Annotated in this window: 19 protein-coding genes; 11 read left to right on the top strand and 8 right to left on the bottom strand. The window is 54.8% G+C overall.

Annotation, left to right across the window (positions count from 1 at the left end):
- Positions 1-11 precede the first annotated feature (11 nt).
- The gene (gene glgX, locus ACTJJI_RS21470; protein ID WP_248061833.1) at positions 12-2,087 is read left to right on the top strand and encodes a glycogen debranching protein GlgX; all 2,076 of its coding nucleotides are present in this window, start codon (positions 12-14) and stop codon (positions 2,085-2,087) included.
- A 2-nt stretch (positions 2,088-2,089) separates the two neighbouring features.
- Here the strand turns inward: glgX and ACTJJI_RS21465 are convergent, their stop codons facing one another.
- Positions 2,090-2,638, bottom strand: coding sequence for a winged helix DNA-binding protein (locus ACTJJI_RS21465; protein ID WP_013096572.1), 549 nt, complete (start codon positions 2,636-2,638; stop codon positions 2,090-2,092).
- A 215-nt stretch (positions 2,639-2,853) separates the two neighbouring features.
- Here ACTJJI_RS21465 and ACTJJI_RS21460 point away from each other — a divergent pair, with 215 nt between their 5' ends.
- From ACTJJI_RS21460 to ACTJJI_RS21450, 3 genes are read left to right on the top strand one after another with little or no spacing between them, the layout of a single operon-like run.
- The gene (locus ACTJJI_RS21460; RefSeq protein ID WP_020688664.1) at positions 2,854-3,576 is read left to right on the top strand and encodes a DUF969 domain-containing protein; all 723 of its coding nucleotides are present in this window, start codon (positions 2,854-2,856) and stop codon (positions 3,574-3,576) included.
- Complete coding sequence (locus ACTJJI_RS21455) at positions 3,573-4,559, top strand: DUF979 domain-containing protein (protein ID WP_440655517.1); 987 nt, start codon at positions 3,573-3,575, stop codon at positions 4,557-4,559. The genes ACTJJI_RS21460 and ACTJJI_RS21455 overlap by 4 nt, the downstream gene beginning before the upstream one ends.
- Before the next feature lie 9 nt (positions 4,560-4,568).
- Positions 4,569-5,564 carry a DUF2891 domain-containing protein gene (locus ACTJJI_RS21450; RefSeq protein ID WP_440655516.1) on the top strand — a complete coding sequence of 332 codons (996 nt, stop codon included), beginning with the start codon at positions 4,569-4,571 and terminating at the stop codon, positions 5,562-5,564.
- A gap of 36 nt (positions 5,565-5,600) precedes the next feature.
- On the opposite strand, the gene ACTJJI_RS21445 is transcribed toward ACTJJI_RS21450, so the two are convergent.
- On the bottom strand, positions 5,601-7,010 hold the full coding sequence (locus ACTJJI_RS21445) for an MFS transporter (protein WP_440655515.1): 1,410 nt from the start codon (positions 7,008-7,010) through the stop codon (positions 5,601-5,603).
- Positions 7,011-7,127: 117 nt separating this feature from the next.
- Here ACTJJI_RS21445 and ACTJJI_RS21440 point away from each other — a divergent pair, with 117 nt between their 5' ends.
- Positions 7,128-8,039 carry a LysR family transcriptional regulator gene (locus tag ACTJJI_RS21440; RefSeq protein ID WP_050860671.1) on the top strand — a complete coding sequence of 304 codons (912 nt, stop codon included), beginning with the start codon at positions 7,128-7,130 and terminating at the stop codon, positions 8,037-8,039.
- On the opposite strand, the gene ACTJJI_RS21435 is transcribed toward ACTJJI_RS21440, so the two are convergent.
- Positions 8,007-9,464: a Cu(+)/Ag(+) sensor histidine kinase gene (locus tag ACTJJI_RS21435; RefSeq protein WP_440655514.1), complete on the bottom strand. Its 1,458-nt coding sequence runs from the start codon at positions 9,462-9,464 to the stop codon at positions 8,007-8,009. The two genes, ACTJJI_RS21440 and ACTJJI_RS21435, sit on opposite strands and share 33 nt — an antisense overlap.
- Positions 9,454-10,137: a copper/silver response regulator transcription factor gene (locus tag ACTJJI_RS21430; RefSeq protein ID WP_014831964.1), complete on the bottom strand. Its 684-nt coding sequence runs from the start codon at positions 10,135-10,137 to the stop codon at positions 9,454-9,456. The genes ACTJJI_RS21435 and ACTJJI_RS21430 overlap by 11 nt, the downstream gene beginning before the upstream one ends.
- A 162-nt stretch (positions 10,138-10,299) precedes the next feature.
- Here ACTJJI_RS21430 and ACTJJI_RS21425 point away from each other — a divergent pair, with 162 nt between their 5' ends.
- From ACTJJI_RS21425 to silA, 4 genes are read left to right on the top strand one after another with little or no spacing between them, the layout of a single operon-like run.
- Positions 10,300-11,685, top strand: coding sequence for an efflux transporter outer membrane subunit (locus ACTJJI_RS21425; RefSeq protein ID WP_440655513.1), 1,386 nt, complete (start codon positions 10,300-10,302; stop codon positions 11,683-11,685).
- Positions 11,686-11,712: 27 nt separating this feature from the next.
- Positions 11,713-12,054 carry a cation efflux system protein CusF gene (gene cusF, locus ACTJJI_RS21420; RefSeq protein WP_440655512.1) on the top strand — a complete coding sequence of 114 codons (342 nt, stop codon included), beginning with the start codon at positions 11,713-11,715 and terminating at the stop codon, positions 12,052-12,054.
- Positions 12,055-12,065: 11 nt separating this feature from the next.
- The gene (locus tag ACTJJI_RS21415; RefSeq protein ID WP_050860674.1) at positions 12,066-13,307 is read left to right on the top strand and encodes an efflux RND transporter periplasmic adaptor subunit; all 1,242 of its coding nucleotides are present in this window, start codon (positions 12,066-12,068) and stop codon (positions 13,305-13,307) included.
- A gap of 10 nt (positions 13,308-13,317) precedes the next feature.
- Entirely contained in the window at positions 13,318-16,458 is a 3,141-nt protein-coding gene (silA, locus tag ACTJJI_RS21410) for a Cu(+)/Ag(+) efflux RND transporter permease subunit SilA (RefSeq protein ID WP_440655511.1), read from the top strand.
- A gap of 43 nt (positions 16,459-16,501) precedes the next feature.
- On the opposite strand, the gene ACTJJI_RS21405 is transcribed toward silA, so the two are convergent.
- Both ACTJJI_RS21405 and ACTJJI_RS21400 read right to left on the bottom strand, forming a co-directional pair.
- Positions 16,502-17,071, bottom strand: a complete 570-nt coding sequence (locus ACTJJI_RS21405) for a hypothetical protein (RefSeq protein WP_083021923.1) — start codon at positions 17,069-17,071, stop codon at positions 16,502-16,504.
- 46 nt (positions 17,072-17,117) lie between these two features.
- Positions 17,118-18,032 (bottom strand): AraC family transcriptional regulator, encoded by a 915-nt coding sequence (locus ACTJJI_RS21400; protein ID WP_014831958.1) that lies wholly within the window; start codon positions 18,030-18,032, stop codon positions 17,118-17,120.
- Positions 18,033-18,242: 210 nt separating this feature from the next.
- Between ACTJJI_RS21400 and ACTJJI_RS21395 the strand changes: the two genes are divergently transcribed.
- Positions 18,243-19,322: an alpha/beta hydrolase gene (locus ACTJJI_RS21395; RefSeq protein WP_440655510.1), complete on the top strand. Its 1,080-nt coding sequence runs from the start codon at positions 18,243-18,245 to the stop codon at positions 19,320-19,322.
- 114 nt (positions 19,323-19,436) lie between these two features.
- On the top strand, positions 19,437-19,811 hold the full coding sequence (locus ACTJJI_RS21390; protein ID WP_043951768.1) for a DUF2255 family protein: 375 nt from the start codon (positions 19,437-19,439) through the stop codon (positions 19,809-19,811).
- A gap of 339 nt (positions 19,812-20,150) precedes the next feature.
- Here ACTJJI_RS21390 and ACTJJI_RS21385 read toward each other — a convergent pair whose 3' ends face one another.
- Together ACTJJI_RS21385 and ACTJJI_RS21380 are read right to left on the bottom strand one after the other, a co-directional pair.
- Positions 20,151-20,954 (bottom strand): carboxymuconolactone decarboxylase family protein, encoded by an 804-nt coding sequence (locus ACTJJI_RS21385; protein WP_440655509.1) that lies wholly within the window; start codon positions 20,952-20,954, stop codon positions 20,151-20,153.
- 15 nt (positions 20,955-20,969) lie between these two features.
- Entirely contained in the window at positions 20,970-21,665 is a 696-nt protein-coding gene (locus ACTJJI_RS21380; RefSeq protein WP_182381897.1) for a putative quinol monooxygenase, read from the bottom strand.
- Positions 21,666-21,878 lie beyond the last annotated feature (213 nt).

The following is a 21,878-nucleotide window of genomic DNA, read 5'->3' as shown; positions in this document are numbered from 1 at the left end:
GGAGAACGAAAATGGCAAAGGATAACAGGTTTGAAATTCGGGCTGGTCACGGCCAGCAGCTCGGCGCAAATTACGACGGAAAAGGGGTTAACTTCGCCCTGTTTTCTGCCCACGCCGAGCGGGTGGAGCTCTGTCTGTTCGACCCCTCCGGCAAAACGGAAATCGCGCGGCTGGAGCTGCCGGAATATACCCACGAGATCTGGCACGGCTATGTGCCGGACCTGAAGCCCGGCGCGCTGTATGGCTATCGCGTCTACGGGCCATATGACCCGGAAAACGGGCATCGCTTTAACCCGCATAAGCTGCTGATCGATCCCTATGCCCGTGAACTGGTGGGCGATATCGACTGGAATGACGCCCATTTTGGCTACGAGCTGGGTCATGACGCGCTGGATCTGAGCTTTGATACGCGGGACAGCGCGCCGTTCACCCCAAAATGCAGGGTCATCGATCCCAATGCGTTTGACTGGCAGGACCATCAGCGGCCAGCGATCCCCTGGCCGCATACTGTGGTTTATGAGAGCCATGTGAAAGGCTTTACCCAGCTCAACCCGGCGATACCGCCCGAGCTGCGCGGCACCTTTGAAGGCATGGGGCATAAAGCCTCGGTCGATTACATTAAAAGTCTGGGTATCACCGCCGTCGAGCTGCTGCCGGTTCACTGGTTCCCGGACGATCAGCACCTGCTGGACCGCGGCCTGAAGAATTTCTGGGGCTATAACACGCTGGGCTTTTTTGCCCCCGCGTCACGCTATTACGGCCCGGCGGGGATCCAGGGTTTTCGCGATATGGTGCGCGCTTACCATGACGCGGGTATCGAGGTGATTCTGGACGTGGTCTATAACCACACGGCAGAGGGCAATGAGCTTGGCCCGACGCTCTCGTTCAAGGGTATCGATAACTACAGCTATTACCGCACCTTGCCGGATCAGCATCGCTATTACATCAATGACACCGGCACGGGGAATACGGTGAACACCTCACACCCGCGTGTGCTGCAGATGGTGATGGATTCGCTGCGCTACTGGGCGGAATCGATGCATATCGACGGTTTTCGCTTCGATCTGGGCACGATACTGGGGCGCGAGCCAGAAGGGTTCGATCCGCGCGGTGGCTTCTTTGATGCCATGACCCAGGATCCGGTTTTATCAAAACTCAAGCTCATCGGTGAGCCCTGGGATATCGGCCCCGGCGGCTATCAGGTGGGCGGCTTCCCGCCCGGCTGGGGCGAGTGGAACGACAAATATCGCGATACCGTTCGCGAATACTGGCGGGGCGATAACGTCCCCACTGATTTTGCCGCACGCCTGCTGGGCTCGGGCGATCTCTATGATTTACGCGGTCGTCGCCCGTGGGCCAGCGTCAACTTTATTACCGCGCATGACGGCTTCACGCTGAACGATCTGGTGTCGTACAACGAGAAACACAATGCCGATAACGGTGAAGAGAACAACGACGGGCACAACGATAACCGCGCGTATAACTACGGCGAGGAAGGCCCGACCGAGAACCCCGACATTATTGCCATCCGTGAGCGGCAGAAACGGAACTTCCTCACCACGCTGTTGTTCTCCCACGGTACACCGATGCTGCTGGCCGGGGATGAGTTTGGCCGAACGCAAAAAGGGAACAACAACGGCTATTGCCAGGACAGCGAGATCTCGTGGATCAACTGGAAAGGGTTATCAGAAAACGACGTCGCGCTGCGCGAGTTTACCCGGCACCTGATTGCGCTTCGCGCGAAACAGCCGCTGCTGCGCCGGGAGAGCTGGCGCGACGGCCTTGAGATCCGCTGGTTCAACGCCGGAGGAGGACCGCAGCAGTCAGAACACTGGGAGGAGGGCTCGACGCTCGGCGTCTCCATCAGCCGGCCCGATCTTATTCAGGAGGAGGGGATCTGGCACGACGTACTGATGCTGTTCAATCCGTTCGAAGGCGCCGTGTCGTTCCAGATCCCGCAGTTTGGGGAAGGTGGCTGGGTGCTGGAGCTCTCCACGGCAGGGGACGTTGCCACGGGCGAGGTCATCACCCGGACCGTGGATTACGAACTGGCGGGACGCAGTATTACCCTCTTCAGACGCCCGTGATGTCAAAGTGATGCCGCCGCCCGTGCGGCGGTGTCATACAGGGATGAAATAGTGCGCAGCAGCTGGGCGGTGTCACCGATAGCGGCACCCGAAATCCCGCTTTCGGCATGAATGTTGATCAGACACGCTTCGCGCACATCCCGGTATTTCATGCACAGCGCTTTACCCGCCTCCGTGGTGGAGAAGAAGAGCTCTTTTCCTGCCTTTTCACTGGTGACGTAGCCCGCCTTGACCAGCTTTTTCAGTGCATAGGTCACCACGTGGGTATCTTCCACGTTGAGCACAAAACAGATATCGGCCAGCTTCTTCTTGCGATTGCGGTGATTCACATGATGCAAAAGCGAGACGTCAAAGGCCCCCATATCCGGCTCACCGGCGGCCGTCATGCAGCGCACCATCCATTTATTGAACGCGTTGCTGGTCATGATCAGCGCGTACTCCAGCTCCGACAGCTCCGCGCAGCGCTCGGAAACCAGATGGCGGGAGGAGACGATCCGGCCGTCGTTAATGTCGTCGTGATTCATTGATGCAGCACTTTTCTTCAGGGTCATAACGTTCCTTACGGGAGTGTGGCTGTTGCCCGGAAATGTAAACTCATCGATAAAATAAGAACATTTTATTGATAAATTGTTTACATGTTTTTGCGGTTCAGATATAGCTTTTTAACGCAGGTTTTCGAAGCCTGCCGTAAAACACAACATCGCTCGCCGCAAATTAAAAAAATAGCCGTCGGCGCGCAACGCTCACTTTGGATAGGGTAACGTTTATGGACGGTTCTGCACTGTTGCCGCTTATCGGGATCCCGGTGGTGGTTATTGGTTTTGCCCTGCGCTTCAATCCGCTACTGGTGGTTGTGGTAGCGGGGCTGGCGACGGGTCTGCTGGTTGGAATGGATTTCGGCATGCTGCTGGAAACCTTTGGCGAGAAGTTCGTCAACAGCCGCTCTCTGGCCACTTTCATTCTGATCCTGCCGGTTATCGGTTTGCTGGAATATTACGGTCTTAAAGAGCGCGCGCAGGCGTGGGTGGCGAAGATCGCCAGCGCCACCTCGGCGCGTATTCTGATGATCTACTTTGTCGCCCGTGAGGGGACGGCCGCGCTGGGGCTGATGTCGCTGGGCGGTCATGCCCAGACGGTGCGTCCACTGCTGGCGCCGATGGCTGAAGGGGCGGCGCTGAATGAGTACGGTGAGCTGCCCCAGCATATCCGCGACAAAATCAAAGCCCATGCCGCCGCGTGCGACAATATCGCGGTGTTCTTTGGCGAGGATATTTTTATCGCCTTCGGGGCGGTACTGCTGATCGACGCCTTCCTGAAGGAGAACGGTATTCAGGGAATTGAACCGCTGCATATCGGCCTGTGGGCGATCCCGACGGCGATTGCGGCATTGATAATTCATATGACGCGTCTGCTGCGCCTGGATGCCAGCATCCGTCGTGACGTGATGGCCTGGAAAGCCGGGCAGGGAACGCAGGAGATCGCGCCATGATGACGCTGCTCACTATCAACCGCGTGTACTACCTGATTGGCTTTGTCGTGATGCTGCTGGTGATCATGACCCTGCGCGATCGCGCCAATCCCAAACGCTTTACCACAGCACTGTTCTGGTTTCTGTTCGGTGGGATCTTCCTGTTCGGTGACCTGATGGTGCAGGAGCTGGGCCGCTCGCTGGCGTACCGGATCATTGGCGGCGCCGTGATTGTGATAGCGCTGCTGGCAGGCTTTGGCCTGGTTGGAAAAGGGCACTACAAAATGGCCAGCGAGCCCGAGCGTATTGCCTCCTCAAACCGGCTGAAAAACTGGCTGTTTTTACCGGCCCTGATGATCCCGGTGGTGACGGTTATCGGCACGCTGTTCCTGAAAGGGGTGTCGATTGGCGGGGTTTACCTGCTCGATCAAAAACAGCTCACGCTGGCGGCGCTGTGCGTGGCCTGTGTGGCGGCGATCCTTACCGGCTGGTGGCTGACAAAGGGCACGCCGCTGCATGCCGTCCGTCAGTCTCGCCGCCTGGTGGATACCATTGGCTGGGCGGTGATCCTGCCGCAGATGCTGGCCATGCTGGGCGGGGTCTTCGTGGTAGCCAATACCGGCAACTCCGTGCAACAGGTGGTCAGCCTGTTTGTGAACCCGGATAACCGCTTTATGCTGGTGGTGATCTACTGCGTGGGTATGGCGCTGTTCACCATGATCATGGGCAACGCCTTTGCGGCCTTCCCGGTGCTGAGCGCTGGTATCGCCTTACCGTTCCTGATCCACGTGCATCACGGTAATCCGGCCCCGCTGCTGGCGATTGGTATGTACGCAGGCTATTGCGGCACGTTGATGACGCCGATGGCCGCGAACTTCAATATCGTTCCTGCCGCGTTACTGGAGCTGAAAGACAAATATCAGGTCATAAAGATCCAGATCCCGACCGCGTTAACCTTGCTGGTGGTGAACGTGTTCTTCATGTATTTCCTCGTGTTTCGCTAAGGAGCTGTCATGGAATTAACGCAACATCAGGCTGACGCGTTTGCCCGCATGCCTTTGACCTATTTGCGTCAGGAATACCCGAACCACATCATGCACCTGCTCAATGATGATGGCGACGTGCTGCCGCCTCGCGAACTGCACCCGATTTTCTACGGCTGTTTCGACTGGCACTCGGCGGTGCACGGCTACTGGCTGCTGCTGCGCTGCCTGCGTCTTTACCCGCAACTGTCGTGCCGGGAAGACATTATTGCCCTGTTTGCCGACCATCTCACGCCGGAAAACGTGGCGCAGGAACTGGCCTATTTCAACGCGCCGTTCCGCGCCTCGTTCGAACGCCCATATGGTTACGGCTGGCTGCTGGCGCTGGCTCAGGAGCTAAAACAGTCATCGCTGCCCCAGGCGGCAGGCTGGTATCAGACGCTTGAGCCGTTAACACGGGACATTCGCAACCGCCTGGTGGATTACCTCAGCAAGCTGACGTACCCGATCCGGGTTGGCACGCATTACAACACCGCGTTTGCGCTGGCGCTGGGGGTCGATTACGCCCGGGCGGTGGAAGATAGCGCGCTGGAGAGTGCCATTCTGAAGGCGGCGACGCGGTTTTATCTCGCGGATACGCAGTATCCGGCTCACTATGAACCGGGTGGCGATGAGTATGTGTCCGGCGCGCTGACAGAAGCCCTGCTGATGAGCAAAGTGGCGGAGAATTTCCCGGCCTGGTTCGACGCGTTTCTGCCCAATATCGGGGCCGTTGCGGCGCTGATGAACCCGGCAGAAGTGAGTGACCGTACCGACCCGAAAATTGCCCATCTGGACGGATTAAACCTCAGCCGCGCCTGGTGCATGAAGCATATTGCCAGTGCGCTACCGGAGGATCATCCGGCGCAGCAGGCGCTGCGTGATGCGGTGGCGAAACACCTGACGGCGAGCGTCGAGCATGTTGTCGGCAGCCACTACAGCGGCGGGCACTGGCTGGCGAGTTTTGCGCTGCTGGCGCTGGAGTAAATATGGGGGCAGCGTCGCAGGACGCTGCCCTGGTGTTTATGCCGTAGCCCTTCGCGCGTTACGCAGTCTGCTAACGCTAAATAACACCGATGTAGTTGACGCGATCACCGCGATCCACAGCGCAAGATGAACGGCACCGTCATCCAGCGTCTGATGGTCTGACCCTGCGGTCGCGGCCAGCAAAACACCCACCACGGCGGCACCGAGACACTGGCCAAACGTTCTGACAATGGACAACACCCCCGATGCATAGCTGGCATACTCCCGGGCAACGTTAGAGAGCATTTCCCGGTTATTGGGACTCTGGAAACAGCCAAAGCCGATGCCGCACACCAGGCTCCTCAGGCAGATATCCCAGGCGGAGGGGCTGGCCGGCAGCGTCGCCAGCAAAATCAACCCAACGACAAAAATCATCAGCCCGAGGGTCGAAATCAGCGGCGCGGAGATCGTATCTGCCCAACGGCCCGCGTGCGGCGCAATGAGTACAATACCTATGGGCCAGGGGGTGAACAGTAACGCGGCGATCGCCGGGCTATAGCCGTACACGCTCTGAAAGAGAAACGGCAGCGCGACAAAGGTAATGCCCTGACTCACAAATGAAGCCAGCGAGGTGAGGGCGGCGAGGGTAAACCGTCCGTTGCTGAATATCACCGGCGGCAGAATGGGGCTCCGGGTGCGACGGATATGCCAGACAAAGGCAATAAGACTGATCGTGGCGACAAGTGCCCAGTAACCCGTGCTGATGGCGTGCGCTGTATTCTCTACGCTGTTTGCCGCCATGATCATCGACCCCAGCAGGATGACGGACAACAGGGCACCGGGCACGTCGAACGGAGATGTATCAGTGCCCGTCGTCCGCGGCAGCGCTTTCCATGCCAACAGCAGGGCAATCGAGCCCGGGATAATGTTGATTGCGAACAACCATTGCCAGCTCAGGACATCCAGGATTGTTCCGCCCAGCACCGGCGCAATGGCAGTACTGGAAGCGATAAGCAGAGCATGCAGCCCCAGAATGCGGCCAAGCAGCCGTCCCGGGAATACCGAGCGCAGGATCGCCGGGGCAATACTCAACGTGGCCGCGCCGCCGATACCCTGCAGAATTCGCATCCCGATCAGCATTTCCGGCGTTGTTGCCAGCGCGCAGCCGAGCGAGGTCAGGGTAAACGTAGCCAGTCCCGCCAGAAACACCGGGCGGTAACCCACGCGCGCGGCGAATGCGGCGAAGAGGGCTAACGTCATGGCCGCAGACAGCAGATAGCCGTTGGCGAACCAGACAGCGACGTTCGCGGGCACCTGCATCGCGCTGGCCATCGATGGCAGGGCAATGTTGATCATGGTGCCGTCGAAGACTCCCATCAGCGTGGTGGTCATCACCGCGGCCATCACCCGGGCGCGTTCATGTCCCGGTAACCCTTCGTCGCCGGGTTGGTTTGAAAAGAGCGTCATCGTGTTTTCTCCAGGGAAAAATGTTGATGACGACACTATAGTAATCGGTTATACAGGGCGGAAGACGCAGCCTTTGCACTTATTTGTTGCATGAAACGCCTTATATGAGGAGTCACCGTGACCGATCCTGATTTCAATTTACTTGTCGCGCTTGACATCCTGCTGGCTGAAGCCAGCGTGGCGGGGGCGGCGCGGCGTCTTAATCTCAGCACCTCAGCCATGAGCCGTACGCTGAGCAGGCTTCGTGAGGTCACCGGCGATCCGATTCTGGTGCGGGCCGGGCGTCAGATGGTGCTGACACCGTGGGCCGAAGCCACCCGGGATCGCGCCCGGCATGCGCTGCATGAGGCCAGGGCGGTGCTGCAGCCTTCAACGGACACGTTCCGGGCAGAAAATCTTGAACGGGTGTTTACCGTCAGAGCCAATGATGGCTTTGTGGTGGCGTTTGGCCCGTTGCTGATTGCGGCCGTTGCGGAAGCAGCGCCGGACGTCTGTATTCGCTTTGCCCCGAAACCGGAGAAAACGTCGCGTTATCTGCGGGAAGGACTGGTTGACCTGGAAATTGGTGTGCAGAGCAACATGGGGCCCGAAATTCGTCTGCAGCGGCTGTTTGAAGACCATTTCGTGGGCGCGGTACGCAAAGGGCATCCGCTGGCAGCACTGCCAACAGTCAGCCTTGAGGATTATGTCGCCTGGGGTCATGTGGTGACCGCCCCGAACGGATCATCACACGGTTTTGTTGATGATGCCCTGGCCGCGCGGGGGATGAAACGCAAAATCGCCAGCGTGGTGCCTGGTTTTCCGACTGCGTTATCCGTGGCGCTGGCGTCCGATCTGATTGCGATGGTCCCGGCGTTGTATCTGCTCAATCAACCGATGAGCGAGAATGTGCACATCTTTGAACTGCCATTTCCCCCCCGCACCATTACCGTTTCACAGATGTGGCACCCGCGAATGGAGCAGGACCCGGGCCACCGGTGGCTCAGAGAGAAGGTGCTAGCGGTGTGCCATCAGTCGCGGCACCGATAATATAAAACGGGTCGACACGGCATCGGATTCCACACGCACGTTGCCGTGATGCGCGGTGATGATGGATTTCACAATCGCCAGGCCGATCCCGCTGCCTTCGCCTTTTCGCTGTCTGGACGGATCCACCCGGTAAAAGCGGTCGAACAGCCGGGGCAAATGCGCTTCAGGGATCGGTTTGCCGGGGTTGGCAACGATCAGTTCGCACGCATTTTCCTTTTCGCTTACCGACACGGTCACCGTTTCTCCTTCCGGCGTATAGCGCAGGGCATTGGAGAGCAGGTTATTGATGGCTCTTCGGAACATCTGCGGATCGCCGTCTATCAGGCAAGGCGTGCCGTTAAAACGCAGCGTGATATGGCGGTCTTCCGCCCAGGCTTCGAAGAAATCAAAGACTTTCATCACCTCCGTGCTCAAATCAAAGGTTACCCGATCAGGGACCAGCTGATTATTATCCGCCTGGGCCAGGAACAGCATATCGCTGACCATGCGGGTCATCCGGTTGTACTCTTCCAGGCTGGAGTACAGCACATCCTCCAGCTCTTTCGGCGAGCGGTTCTGGCTTAACGCAATTTCCGTTTGCGTTACCAGATTGGTGATCGGGGTTCTGATCTCATGGGCGATATCGGCAGAGAAGTTTGCCTGACGGGTAAAGACATCCTCAATTTTTTCAATCATGTGGTTAAACGAGATCACCAGCTGTTCCAGCTCAACCGGCACCCGCGACGGCTCAAGCCTCGCATCCAGATTCTCTGAGGTGATATTTTTTATCGCATTGCTGACGTTACGCAGGGGCAGGTGTCCCTGACGAACCGCGATTCGAATGAGCAGAACAATCAGCAGGCTGATCGCCACCGCGATGGCAATCAGGTTCTTTTTCAGCGCCTCGAGGTAGTGAAGATGAAAATTAATGGAGAGGCCGATCAGCATGACATAGTGTTGTTCTTTTCCCTGCAATGTCGCCGTGCCGGAAGAGGCGATAATCCGGTACGTTTCCATCTTCATCTCGGACCCGGCGTGCATCGCCTTGCCAGCATCCTCCACCGTCCAGAGAAAGACATCCTGCGCGCGGCGATGGGCGCTGAAATCCGCGGTATTCACCGCTGGCCGGATGGCCTCGCCCTGTGAGCTGAAGAGCACATTGCCACGGGGATCGAGCAGCAGGACGGCAACGTTGCGATAGCTGGCAAGCGACTCTTTGATTTTGCTGATTTTCTTTTCATCCGGATCCGCGGGCGACTGCAGTATGCGGTGCATGGCGCGGCTGATTTGTTGCAGATCGCTGATATCCTGCTCGGCAAAGTGTTTTTCAACGGAGTGGAGCATAAACCAGGTAAACGCGAAAAAAGCCAGAATGGTGGAGAGACTGATAAAGAACGTCAGGCGCAGAGCCAGGGAGAAGGGGCGTCTGGCGGGCTTACTGTGCATCCGGAACCTCCAGCATATAGCCCACGCCGCGCACCGTCTGGATCAGCTTCGGTTCATAATCGTTGTCGATTTTGGCGCGTAACCGCTTCACCGCGACGTCAATCGCGTTGGTGTCGCTGTCGAAATTCATGTCCCAGACCTGCGCAGCAATCAGCGAGCGGGGCAGCACTTCACCCTGATGGCGAACAAAAAACTCCAGCAGGCTGAACTCTTTGCTGGTGAGCAGAATGCGGTTTCCGGCGCGGTTTACCTTTCGTGATACGAGGTCGATGCTCAGATCTGCCACCGTAAACTGGCTCTCGGCGATCACCGTATTGCCGCGTCGTAACAGCGTTCTGACCCGGGCGAGCAGCTCAGCAAAGGCAAAGGGCTTAACCAGGTAATCATCCGCCCCCAGCTCCAGGCCTTTCACCCGATGTTCAATGGTGCCGAGAGCCGACAGCAACAGGACCGGCATTCCCTTTCCGGCAGAGCGGAGCATGCGGATGATATCCCAGCCGTTCACATCGGGAAGCATGATATCCAGAATGAGCAGGTCATAATCGGCGGTCATGGCGAGATGGTAGCCGGTCAGGCCGTTGTCAGCGCGATCCACCACAAAGCCCGCTTCCGTAAGCCCTTTGCTGAGGTACTCACCGGTTTTAATTTCGTCTTCAACAATCAATATTTTCATCACGCTTCCCCGACTGGCTGCTCAGCACATTCTATTGCACCCGCGACCGTTAACAATGACTTACGCCATAAATGACAACATTGTCATTATCCTGTCACCCGTCAAACAGGACGCGTTCAGTAGAGTAGCCCTAAAAATACTCTGGAATTCATTTGAACCGTTATGTTCCTGTTAAAACGACTAAGCATCACTACGGTATTTATCCTGGCAGGATGCGTCTCGCTCGCCCCTGAATACCAGCGCCCGGCGTCACCGGTACCCCAGCAGTTTTCGCTCTCGCGTAACAGCCTGACGCCTGTGGAAGGCCTGTATCAGGACACCGGCTGGCGCAACTTCTTCGTCGATCCGCAAATCGCGGGATTGATTACAGAGGCCCTGAAGAACAACCGCGATATAAAAATGGCCGCGCTGAAGGTTGAAGAGGCCCGGGCGCAGTTCAACGTGACGGATGCGGATCGTTATCCTCAGCTGAACGCCTCCTCGGACATCACTTACAGCGGGGGGCTAAAGAGTGACAAACCCACCTCACAGCAGTACGACGCGGGACTTTCGCTTAGCTACGAACTCGACTTTTTCGGCAAGCTAAAGAACATGAGCGATGCCGACCGACAAAACTTTTTCGCCAGCGAAGAAGCCCGTCGTGCCGTGCATATTTTGCTTGTCGCTAATGTGTCCCAGAGCTATTTCAACCAACAACTGGCCTACAAACAGCTGCGTATCGCGCGCGATACGCTGTCAAATTATCAGCAGTCTTACGCCTTCGTTGAGCAACAGCTGGTGACGGGAAGCACGAACGTGCTGGCGCTGGAACAGGCACGGGGGCAGATCGAAAGCACCCGGGCAGAAATTGCCAAAAGAGAGGGGGAGCTGGCACAGGCCAATAATGCCCTGCAACTGGTCCTCGGAACGTATCGCGCGCTACCGGGCGACAGCGGAATGAACGCCAGCGATATTGCGCCGGTAATGCTACCGCCCCATCTTTCATCGGCAATATTGCTCCAGCGCCCGGATATTATGGAGGCGGAGTATCAGCTTAAAGCGGCCGATGCGAATATTGGCGCGGCGCGCGCGGCCTTTTTCCCGTCCATTTCCCTGACCAGTGGGCTTTCAACGGGCAGCACGGAATTATCTGGCCTGTTCACGTCCGGCAGCGGCATGTGGAACGTTATTCCCAAAATAGACATTCCCATTTTTAATGCGGGAAGGAATAAAGCCAACCTGAAGCTGGCCGAAATTCGCCAGCAGCAGTCGGTTGTGAATTACGAACAAAAAATTCAGTCCGCCTTTAAACAGGTCGCCGACGCGCTCGCGCTGCGGGACAGCCTCAGCCAGCAGCTTGCTGCGCAACAGCGGTATCTTGATTCGCTAAACATCACCCTGCAGCGTGCCAGAGGGTTATATACCCGCGGTGCGGTCAGTTATATCGAAGTATTAGACGCGGAACGCGCGCTGTTTTCCACGCAGCAAAACATTCTCGACCTTATTAATGCCCGACAGGTTAATGAAATTAATCTCTTCACCGCGCTGGGCGGCGGTTGGGTCGAATAAACTCAGTTAACTCAACAGGAAAATACTATGCGTAATTCAATGAAGGCCGTTGTATTCGGTGCAATCTCCATGATGTTTTCTGCCGGCCTGCAGGCCGAGGTTCATCAGCATGCAGAGATGAGTGCTGCCAGCGAAGGGGCCACAGAGCAGGTTGTCTCTGGGACTGGCATCGTGAAGGACATTGATCTCACAAACAAAAAGGTCACGATTGCTCATGAAGCCATCCCGGAAATTGGCTGGCCCGCCATGACCATGCGTTTCACCTTTACTGACGCAGACGAAAGTATTAAGGCCGTAAAAGTCGGCAACCACGTTAATTTTTCTTTTGTGCAGCAGGGCAATATCTCTTTACTCAAGAGCATTAAATAGCGAGACACGGCATGGCATCGTTAAAGGTTAAATATGCTGCAATGATGATCGGCAGCCTTCTCGCGGGAGGGCTGATTGCAGTGACGGCGTGGCAGTATATTTATGCTGCAGAAAAAACAGAAAATACCCCGCCGGAACGAAAGGTGCTTTTCTGGTATGACCCGATGAAGCCCGACGTTAAATTCGATAAGCCCGGTAAATCGCCGTTTATGGATATGGATCTGGTGCCGAAATACGCGGATGAAAATGACGATAAAAGCGGTGCCGGTATCCGTATTGATCCGACGCAGGTTCAGAACCTGGGATTAAAAACGCAAAAAGTCACCCGCGGCACGCTGAATTATGCCCAGACTATCCCGGCCAACGTCAGTTATAACGAATATCAGTTTGTTATCGTGCAGGCGCGCTCCGAAGGCTTTGTGGAGAAGGTGTATCCCCTGACGACAGGCGATCGTGTGAAGAAAGGCACGCCGCTCATCGACATCACCATTCCGGAGTGGGTGGAAGCGCAGAGTGAGTTCCTCCTGTTGTCCGGAACCGGTGGCACGCCCACGCAGCTGAAAGGGGTGCTTGAACGGCTTCGTCTGGCAGGCATGCCGGAAGCGGATATTCAGAGGTTACGCTCGACCCGCACAGTCCAGACCCGGTTTACCATCAACGCGCCGATTGACGGGGTGATCACCGCGTTTGACCTGCGTAACGGAATGAATATTTCGAAAGATAAGGTCGTGGCACAGATTCAGGGGATGGATCCGGTGTGGATCAGCGCGGCCATACCTGAATCCATCGCGTATCTGCTGAAAGACGCCTCGCAGTTTGCCATTTCGGTCCCGGCGTATCCGGACACATCGTTTCACGTTGAAAAATGGAACATTTTGCCAAGCGTCGATCCTGCCACCCGTACGCTGCAGGTTCGCTTGCAGGTTTCCAACAAAGATGAACGGCTTAAGCCGGGTATGAATGCGTATCTGAAGCTGAACACCCAAAGTCAGGAGATGCTGTTGATCCCCTCCCAGGCCGTTATCGACACGGGTAAAGAACAGCGGGTCATCACCGTTGATGCGGAGGGCCGGTTTGTGCCGAAGCGGATCCACGTTCTGCACGAATCTCAGCAGCAGTCCGGCGTAGGATCCGGCCTCAACGAAGGGGAGTCGGTGGTAGTCAGCGGTCTGTTCCTGATTGATTCCGAAGCCAATATTACCGGTGCGCTGGAGCGTATGCGTCAGCCTGAAAAGAGTCATTCAGGTCATTGAGGAGACGACGATGATTGCATGGATTATCCGGCGCGCCGTCGCCAACCGTTTCCTGGTGATGATGGGCGCGCTGTTTCTGAGCGTCTGGGGAACATGGACCATCATCAATACGCCGGTGGATGCCTTACCCGATCTCTCTGATGTTCAGGTGATCATTAAAACCAGCTACCCCGGCCAGGCGCCGCAAATTGTCGAAAACCAGGTGACGTATCCGCTCACCACCACCATGCTGTCGGTGCCGGGTGCGAAGACCGTGCGCGGGTTTTCACAGTTTGGTGACTCCTATGTGTACGTTATTTTTGAAGACGGGACCGATCTCTACTGGGCCCGCTCGCGCGTACTGGAATATCTCAATCAGGTTCAGGGGAAACTGCCTGCCGGCGTCAGTTCGGAAATAGGGCCAGACGCGACGGGCGTGGGCTGGATCTTTGAATATGCGCTGGTGGATCGCAGCGGAAAACACGACCTGTCCGAACTGCGCTCCCTGCAGGACTGGTTCCTGAAATTTGAGCTGAAAACCATTCCGAACGTGGCGGAAGTGGCCTCGGTCGGCGGGGTGGTGAAGCAGTATCAGATCCAGGTCAATCCCCTGAAACTGGCGCAATACGGCATCAGTCTGGCTGACGTGAAGCAGGCCCTGGGATCGTCTAATCAGGAAGCAGGGGGGTCATCGGTCGAAATGGCGGAAGCAGAGTATATGGTCCGGGCCAGCGGCTATCTGCAGACCATTGATGATTTCAATAACATCGTCCTGAAAACCAACGAGAACGGGGTTCCGGTTTATCTGCGAGATGTTGCCCGCGTCCAAATCGGGCCGGAAATGCGGCGCGGGATCGCCGAGCTTAACGGGCAGGGAGAGGTCGCGGGCGGCGTGGTGATCCTGCGTTCGGGTAAAAACGCGCGTGAAGTGATTACCGCGGTAAAAGATAAACTGGAGACGCTGAAGGCCAGCCTGCCGGAAGGTGTTGAGATTGTTACCACGTACGATCGCAGCCAGCTGATTGACCGGGCCATCGATAACCTGAGTTATAAACTGCTGGAAGAGTTTATTGTGGTGGCCATCGTCTGCGCGCTGTTTCTCTGGCATGTGCGCTCTGCGCTGGTGGCGATTATCTCGCTGCCGCTAGGCCTGTGTATTGCCTTTATCGTCATGCATTTCCAGGGGCTGAACGCCAATATTATGTCCCTGGGAGGAATTGCCATTGCCGTGGGGGCGATGGTGGATGCCGCCATTGTGATGATTGAAAACGCGCATAAACGGCTGGAGGAGTGGGATCATCAGCACCCTGGCGAGCAGATAGATAACGCGACACGCTGGAAGGTGATCACCAACGCCTCCGTTGAAGTAGGCCCCGCGCTGTTTATCAGCCTGCTGATCATCACCTTATCGTTCATCCCTATTTTTACCCTCGAAGGTCAGGAAGGGCGGCTGTTTGGTCCGCTGGCCTTTACCAAAACGTACGCCATGGCAGGTGCAGCCGCGCTGGCCATTATCGTCATTCCCATTCTGATGGGCTTCTGGATCCGGGGGAAAATTCCCGCCGAGAGCAGTAACCCGCTGAACCGGCTGCTGATTAAAGCCTATCATCCGCTGCTGCTGCGGGTGCTTCACTGGCCAAAAACAACCTTGCTGGTGGCGGCCTTGTCGATCTTCACGGTTGCCTGGCCACTGAGTCAGGTGGGCGGCGAATTCCTGCCGAAGATAAATGAGGGCGATCTGCTGTATATGCCGTCAACGCTGCCGGGCGTTTCTCCGGCTGAAGCGGCTGCGCTGTTGCAGACCACGGACAAGCTCATCAAAACCGTGCCTGAAGTGGCCTCTGTGTTTGGCAAGACCGGTAAGGCAGAGACCGCAACAGATCCCGCACCGCTTGAAATGGTGGAAACCACCATTCAGCTGAAACCCGAGGATCAGTGGCGACCCGGGGTGACGATTGACAAGATTATTGACGAACTCGATAAAACCGTCCGTCTGCCGGGTCTGGCTAACCTTTGGGTGCCACCGATCCGTAACCGCATCGACATGCTTTCCACCGGGATTAAAAGCCCAATCGGCATCAAGGTGTCAGGCACTGTTCTGTCGGATATCGACGCCACAGCGCAGAGTATTGAAACGGTCGCCAAAACCGTACCCGGCGTGGTGTCTGCTCTGGCAGAGCGGCTGGAAGGGGGGCGTTACATTGATGTGGATATTAATCGTGAAAAAGCGTCCCGCTACGGTATGACGGTGGGGGATGTGCAGCTGTTCGTCTCCTCCGCCATTGGTGGCGAGACGGTAGGGGAAACGGTCGAGGGCGTCGCCCGGTACCCGATTAATATTCGTTATCCCCAAGACTACCGGAACAGCCCACGGGCACTGAAAGAGATGCCGATCCTGACCCCGATGAAGCAGCAAATCACGCTGGGGGATGTGGCGGATATTCGTGTCGTTTCTGGTCCGACGATGCTGAAAACGGAAAATGCCCGGCCAACCAGCTGGATCTATATTGATGCCCGCGGCAGGGATATGGTGTCGGTGGTCAATGACCTTAAGTCGGCCATCAGCCAGAACGTGAAGCTGAGACCGGGAACCAGCGTGTCGTTCTCCGGCCAGTTTGAATTGCTGGAACACGCCAATAAGAAACTGAAGCTGATGGTGCCGATGACGGTGATGATCATCTTCATTCTGCTCTATCTGGCGTTCCGACGCGTTGACGAAGCCTTGCTGATCCTGATGAGTCTGCCGTTCGCTCTGGTCGGTGGGATCTGGTTCCTGTACTGGCAGGGCTTTCATATGTCTGTCGCCACCGGCACCGGATTTATTGCCCTTGCCGGGGTGGCGGCCGAGTTTGGCGTGGTGATGCTGATGTATCTGCGCCATGCCATCGAAGCGAACCCGGCCTTATCCCGACGGGAGACGTTCACCGCACAAGCGTTGGATGACGCGTTGTACCATGGCGCGGTCCTGCGTGTCCGGCCCAAGGCAATGACGGTGGCGGTCATTATTGCGGGTCTGTTGCCTATTCTCTGGGGGACCGGCGCGGGTTCAGAAGTGATGAGCCGGATCGCCGCACCGATGATTGGCGGGATGATCACCGCGCCGCTGCTGTCGCTGTTTATCATTCCGGCGGCTTATAAGCTTATCTGGTTGCGCAGGTATAAAAAGCAATAAAGAAATCCCGCCGGTAGCGGCGGGATTTTTATGGAATAAATGTCTAACTCGTCTGGCTGATAAGCTTGCGCCAGACTCTGTTATGCAAAGTAAATAGCAGCATCTTATAGAAAGCGGTAGAGAAGATACAACTGCCGCTAAGCCCAAGCATGACAATACTCACCAGCGCTGCGGTCAGGCTGACGCCCGTAGAAGAACTACCGCTCAGCGCGGCCAGCAGATAGGCTGCCGTTAATACCAGGCTTAGCACCGCCAGCGTAAGATGTAACCGCACGGCGCGCATGCTACCTTTGCCAATCATAAACATCGTCACGCCGTTAATGCCGGCGAACAGCAGGGCGACCAGCACAACCCACACGAATACGCGTTCGGCTGGCTGGCCTAGTGCGGCGACTACGCCATACCCCAGCCACAGCTGCGGAATGGCGAAACTGACAATTACCCCGAGCGTACTGACCGCCGCTGGAATACCCATGGTATGTAGCCCCACAGGCTTGCCCATTTCATCGGCCAGCTGCGTCTTCAGCTGCTGCAGCTGTGTCGGGGCAGCATGGTTTATGCTGGCGGCCACCTCGTTACAGCGTTGCAGGCGACGGGATATTCTTTTAATCATATGAATAATCAACGTTTCAGCCTGTTTCCATGGAAGCAACAAATGATTAAATTTCACCGGCAGACTTTCTCAGCACGGTAATATCCCTCTTAGGCGACTCACCAAACATCCGCGTATATTCCCGGCTGAAATGGGATAAGCTTTCGTAACCGACAGCATAGGCCGCTGTGGTGACATCGTAATGCTCATTCAGCATGAGTCGTCTGGCTTCATTGAGGCGCAGCCATTTCTGATACTGGAGCGGACTCATTCCCGCAAGCTGCCTGAAATGTCGGTGGAAAGAGGGCGTGCTCATCTGAACCCGACTCGCCAGCTCCTCGATGCGTAAAGGCGAAGCAATATGGGTCTTTAACCAGTCGATAGCTTTACCGATACGGTAGCCATGGCCGTCTACTGCTGCAATCTGTCTGAGATGATCGGACCGATCGCTCATTAAAAGCCGGTAATGTATCTCCCGTTGAATCAGCGGGCTGAGAACAGGAATGGCTTCAGGCTCGTCAAGCAATGAAAGCAGGCGGCAGAAAGGCTCCAGCAAAACATCTGTCATGGTTCCTATACCGACACCTGTTCCCGCATCACGTTTTTTCACTGGCGGCAGGCCGCCCTGCGTAATTAATTCCATCAGCACGCGTTGGTCAAGTTTATAGGCTATGCCGACGCACGGCCGAGATGCTGATGCGTGTAACACTTCCGAACTGGCTGGTAAGTCGAGAGAAGTGATCAGGAATTTTTTTGCATTATAGGTATAAGGTTCGCCTCCAACCCACATTATCTTCTCGCCGTCAGCCACCAGAACGATACTCGGTGGAACCAGGCAGCTCACCGGAGGAGCAGGTTCGTTCCGCCGGAATAATTCCAGCCCTTCGACAGCGGTGGGAAAATCACCGGTATCGGGCGTGCGCTGAGCAATATTCCGCGAGAGTTCGTCGAGTCGTTTCTCAACCGACTTGTTTGAAATCATCTGTAACGCCTCACATTTGTTGCGTCTATGCAACCCCGTCAACTTACCTGTTATGAATACTGAAATATACGGTTTGGCCTCAGGTTAATAGGATCGGGCAAATAATGCAGAGTATTTTAATAACATATTTCTTTAATGATATTCAAAATAGCAACAACGCAACCCGTACCGAATTCGGTTCCTGAAAATTTAATGTAAGGTTTTGATATCATGACGCTAAATTCTTCAACTCGTTTTTTTAATGGTGCACTCCTTGCCAGTGCGATGGCTCTGATTTCAACAGAATCTGCGGTTGCCCAGCCTGCACCAGGCACAGCAGACTCTTCGGCGCGTCTGGTTCAGACGTGGGATAAAACCTTCCCAAGGAGCGACAAAGTGGATCATCAAAAAGTAACGTTTAAAAACCGTTACGGCATTACGCTTGCGGCAGATGTGTATCTTCCTAAAGATCGCGGGAATAAGAAGCTTGCTGCGCTTGTGATTTCCGGGCCTTTTGGCGCGGTAAAAGAGCAGGCCTCAGGTCTCTATGCTCAGACCTTAGCAGAGCGTGGATTCGTGACGCTGGCATTTGATCCGTCTTATACCGGTGAAAGCAGTGGTGAACCCCGCAATATTGCTTCACCTGATATCAATACCGAAGACTTTATGGCCGCAGTCGATTTTATTGGACTGCAACCTTATGTGGATCGTGAACGTATCGGTGTCATCGGTATCTGCGGTATGGGGGGGATTGCCCTGAACGCTGTTGCCGTGGATAAACGCGTAAAAGCGGTCGTTGCCAGCACCATGTATGATATGAGTCGCGTGATGTCGAAAGGCTACAATGACAGCGCAACACCGGCGCAACGCGAGCAGGCACTCGAGAAGATGAGCCTTCAACGCTGGGAAGATGCGGCAAACGGCAAACCTGCATACCAGCCAGCCTATAATAAACTGAAGGGCGGTGAAGCACAGTTCCTCGTGGACTATGCGGACTACTACATGACCAAACGCGGATATCATCCACGAGCAGTTAACTCTGGGAATTCATGGTCAGTGACAACGCCGATGGCTTTTATGAATTTCCCGCTAATGACCTATATTAAGGAAATTTCTCCGCGCCCAATCCTGTTCATCCATGGCGAAAAAGCGCATTCGCTTTACTTCTCCAGAACGGCATATGAAGCGGCAAATCAGCCAAAAGAGCTTCTGATTATTAAAGACGCCACACATGTCGATTTATATGATCGTATGGACAAGCTCCCGTTCGATAACATCACTGCATTTTTCAACAAAAATCTTAATAAGTAAGCCATAGCACCGTCCGGTGTTTTCAGATGCAGTGTCTCTGCGAGAAAAGACAGACACTGCTCTCCTGGCTATTACCAGGAGGAAAAATAACCGCCCATGAAAGAGGAGAGTTTTATGCTCTGGAATCCTGAATTATTAGCAAGAATAGATGCGGCTGACGACCTGAAAATCGCTCCGTATCATCCCGACATGAATACGACCGGTACGCCGACATGGATTTGGGAAGTGAAGGTGGATAATCGACTCTTCGTCCGAGCCTATAGTGGTACCCGTTCAAAATGGTATCAGGCTGCATTGTCTCAGCAGGCGGGTAAGATACTGGCTAACGGACAGGAATTCGACGTACTGTTCGCAAAACCATCAGACCCTGAGCTTGAAAGTAAAATTGATCAGGCTTACCAGAAAAAGTACTCCGGCAGCAGCTATGTTTCCGCAATGATAGGGACACGCGCGAAAGCGGCAACGATTGAGATTTTACCTTTAAGTTAACCCCTTAACATAATGCCGGCATACGAAAGAGGATGGGGGGCTTAACCCCATGGTTTTATGAGAACCGACCTGGTTCATGAAGTAAGTAATCAGTTAATGAGATTTAACTATTCTGGGTTTGAGGAATATACGTAATTTACTTCAGCACCAGAAACAGTATAACAAACTGTTTTAAATGGATATTAATTAAATGGCGATTCAAACTCACAGTTATGAACTCAGTTTTGGTTCATAACTGTGTTAAACGCTGTCCCTAAATCACTCGATGTTACGCCTGTTGGTTCATGAACTGTTCGTTCTAATTTTGTGATGTGCGTCAGGTTTTAGTGTTCAGTAATATTACCTTTTACTTGATGAGCGATTGCTTAATACCTCTCCGACAACCGGAGCAGCGGTAAATGCGTTTGGCCAGCCAGCGTAAAACGCGGCTTGGGTAACGATCTCCCCAGCTTCCTCAGCAGAAAGTCCATTATCCATCGCTCTGTTGAGGTGATAGCCAATCTGCGCACTCTGTCCGGATGCGATTAACGCGCTGACCGTAATCAGGCTTCTGTCGCGGGGTTTCAGTGCAGGTCTTTGCCAGAGATCCAGGAACAGGGGGTCAGCAGTAAATTTAACCAGGCCTGGAGATATTGGGCCAACATTTTTTTCCACTGTCGCTGAACGCTGCTTTTCTGCTTGCTGATTGAGAGGAAGCAGGTCCGGAGAAGCGTCAGGAAGTGCATCTGCCGTGACGCCACGAGATTCAAATACTGCTTTGGTCACGCTGACGGCTGACATGGCATTTGGCCAACCTGAGTAGAAGGCCAGATGGGTAATGATTTCTGATAATTCCGCTGGCGTCACGCCGCTATCGAGAGCGACGTCGATATAGTGCTTAAGCTCGGCAGGCTGGTTGCGGGCAATCAGCATGTCGACGGTCACCACGCTACGATCCCTGGGTGAGAGGGCGTCGCGTGTCCACAGATCTTCAGTAATCGCTTCTCGACCAAAGCGCGCAAGAGCCGGTGAGACAGAACGAATATCAGCTTCAGAAATCGCTGAAGGTTCAATTTTCATCATAGTTTTACCTCTTGTTTCCTCAGCATTAGCAAAATCAGAAATAACAAGCGACATGGCCGCCGCTGCAATTACGCTTTTCATGTCAATCCTCACTGGTCAACGGTGCGGTTCCTGGTTGATTCCGCCTTTGTTACGAAGAAATACCGGTTTTACCGGGATAGCGTCCTTACTGACGCTCATATGCGCCGTTTGCCTGAGATAGTCACGGAAGTGTGGCGTTTGTCGGTGCAGTTGATACGCTTCCTCACTGGCGTAAATCTCATAGAAATACCAGCGGTTCGGAGTCTGTGAATCTGTACCGGCATACATGGCTAACACGCCTTTCTCTACTTTGAGCGACTGGGCCATTTCAGGAAGGACGATGTTTTTAAATTCGGTCTGAAATTCAGGCTTTACCTCGACGATCACCAGATTATTAATGGTTCGCTCATTCGGTATGATGTGTTTGTCGCCCAGAAACTGTGGCTCCAGGGTGATTTTCTTTTTCCTGTCAATAATGTCCGGGGCGCGAGCAGCGAAGGCTTTGTACGGCTCGGCATCCAGATGTTTACGGTAGGCCACCTCGTTTTCATAAAGCTCGACCATGTATGCCTGACGTGGAATGTCGCTGCGGTGCAGGGCGTACATCGCCAGCGTACCTGCTTCATGATCAACCGAAGCGGAAATCGTCTGTCTGGCTACGTCTGCAAAATCTTTGTCCCGATCGGGCCTGACGCCGAGCTCAAAGATATTCATCACTCGCTTATCCGGCGCGTCCAGTTTTGTTGCAAAGACAGGGCTGCTTATCAGCATGCAAATTGAAAGCATAAGAGTCTTTTTCACGATGATCCTTTTACTGAAATGGCTGTTTAAGACGTTCTATATATAGAGTGACACCATTATTTTTGTAAGCGTAAACCCAGTGCCGTATGTAGCCATTAAGCCAGTGCTGGTAACTTAGACGCCCACCTGTACAGACGGACATCTAAGTATGGAATCCCAATCCTGGCGAAAAGAACCCCGTAA

The sequence above is a fragment of the Enterobacter sp. 22466 genome, from assembly GCF_052044775.1.
GTDB lineage: Bacteria > Pseudomonadota > Gammaproteobacteria > Enterobacterales > Enterobacteriaceae > Enterobacter > Enterobacter dissolvens.
This window is presented reverse-complemented; position numbering and strand designations above follow the sequence as displayed.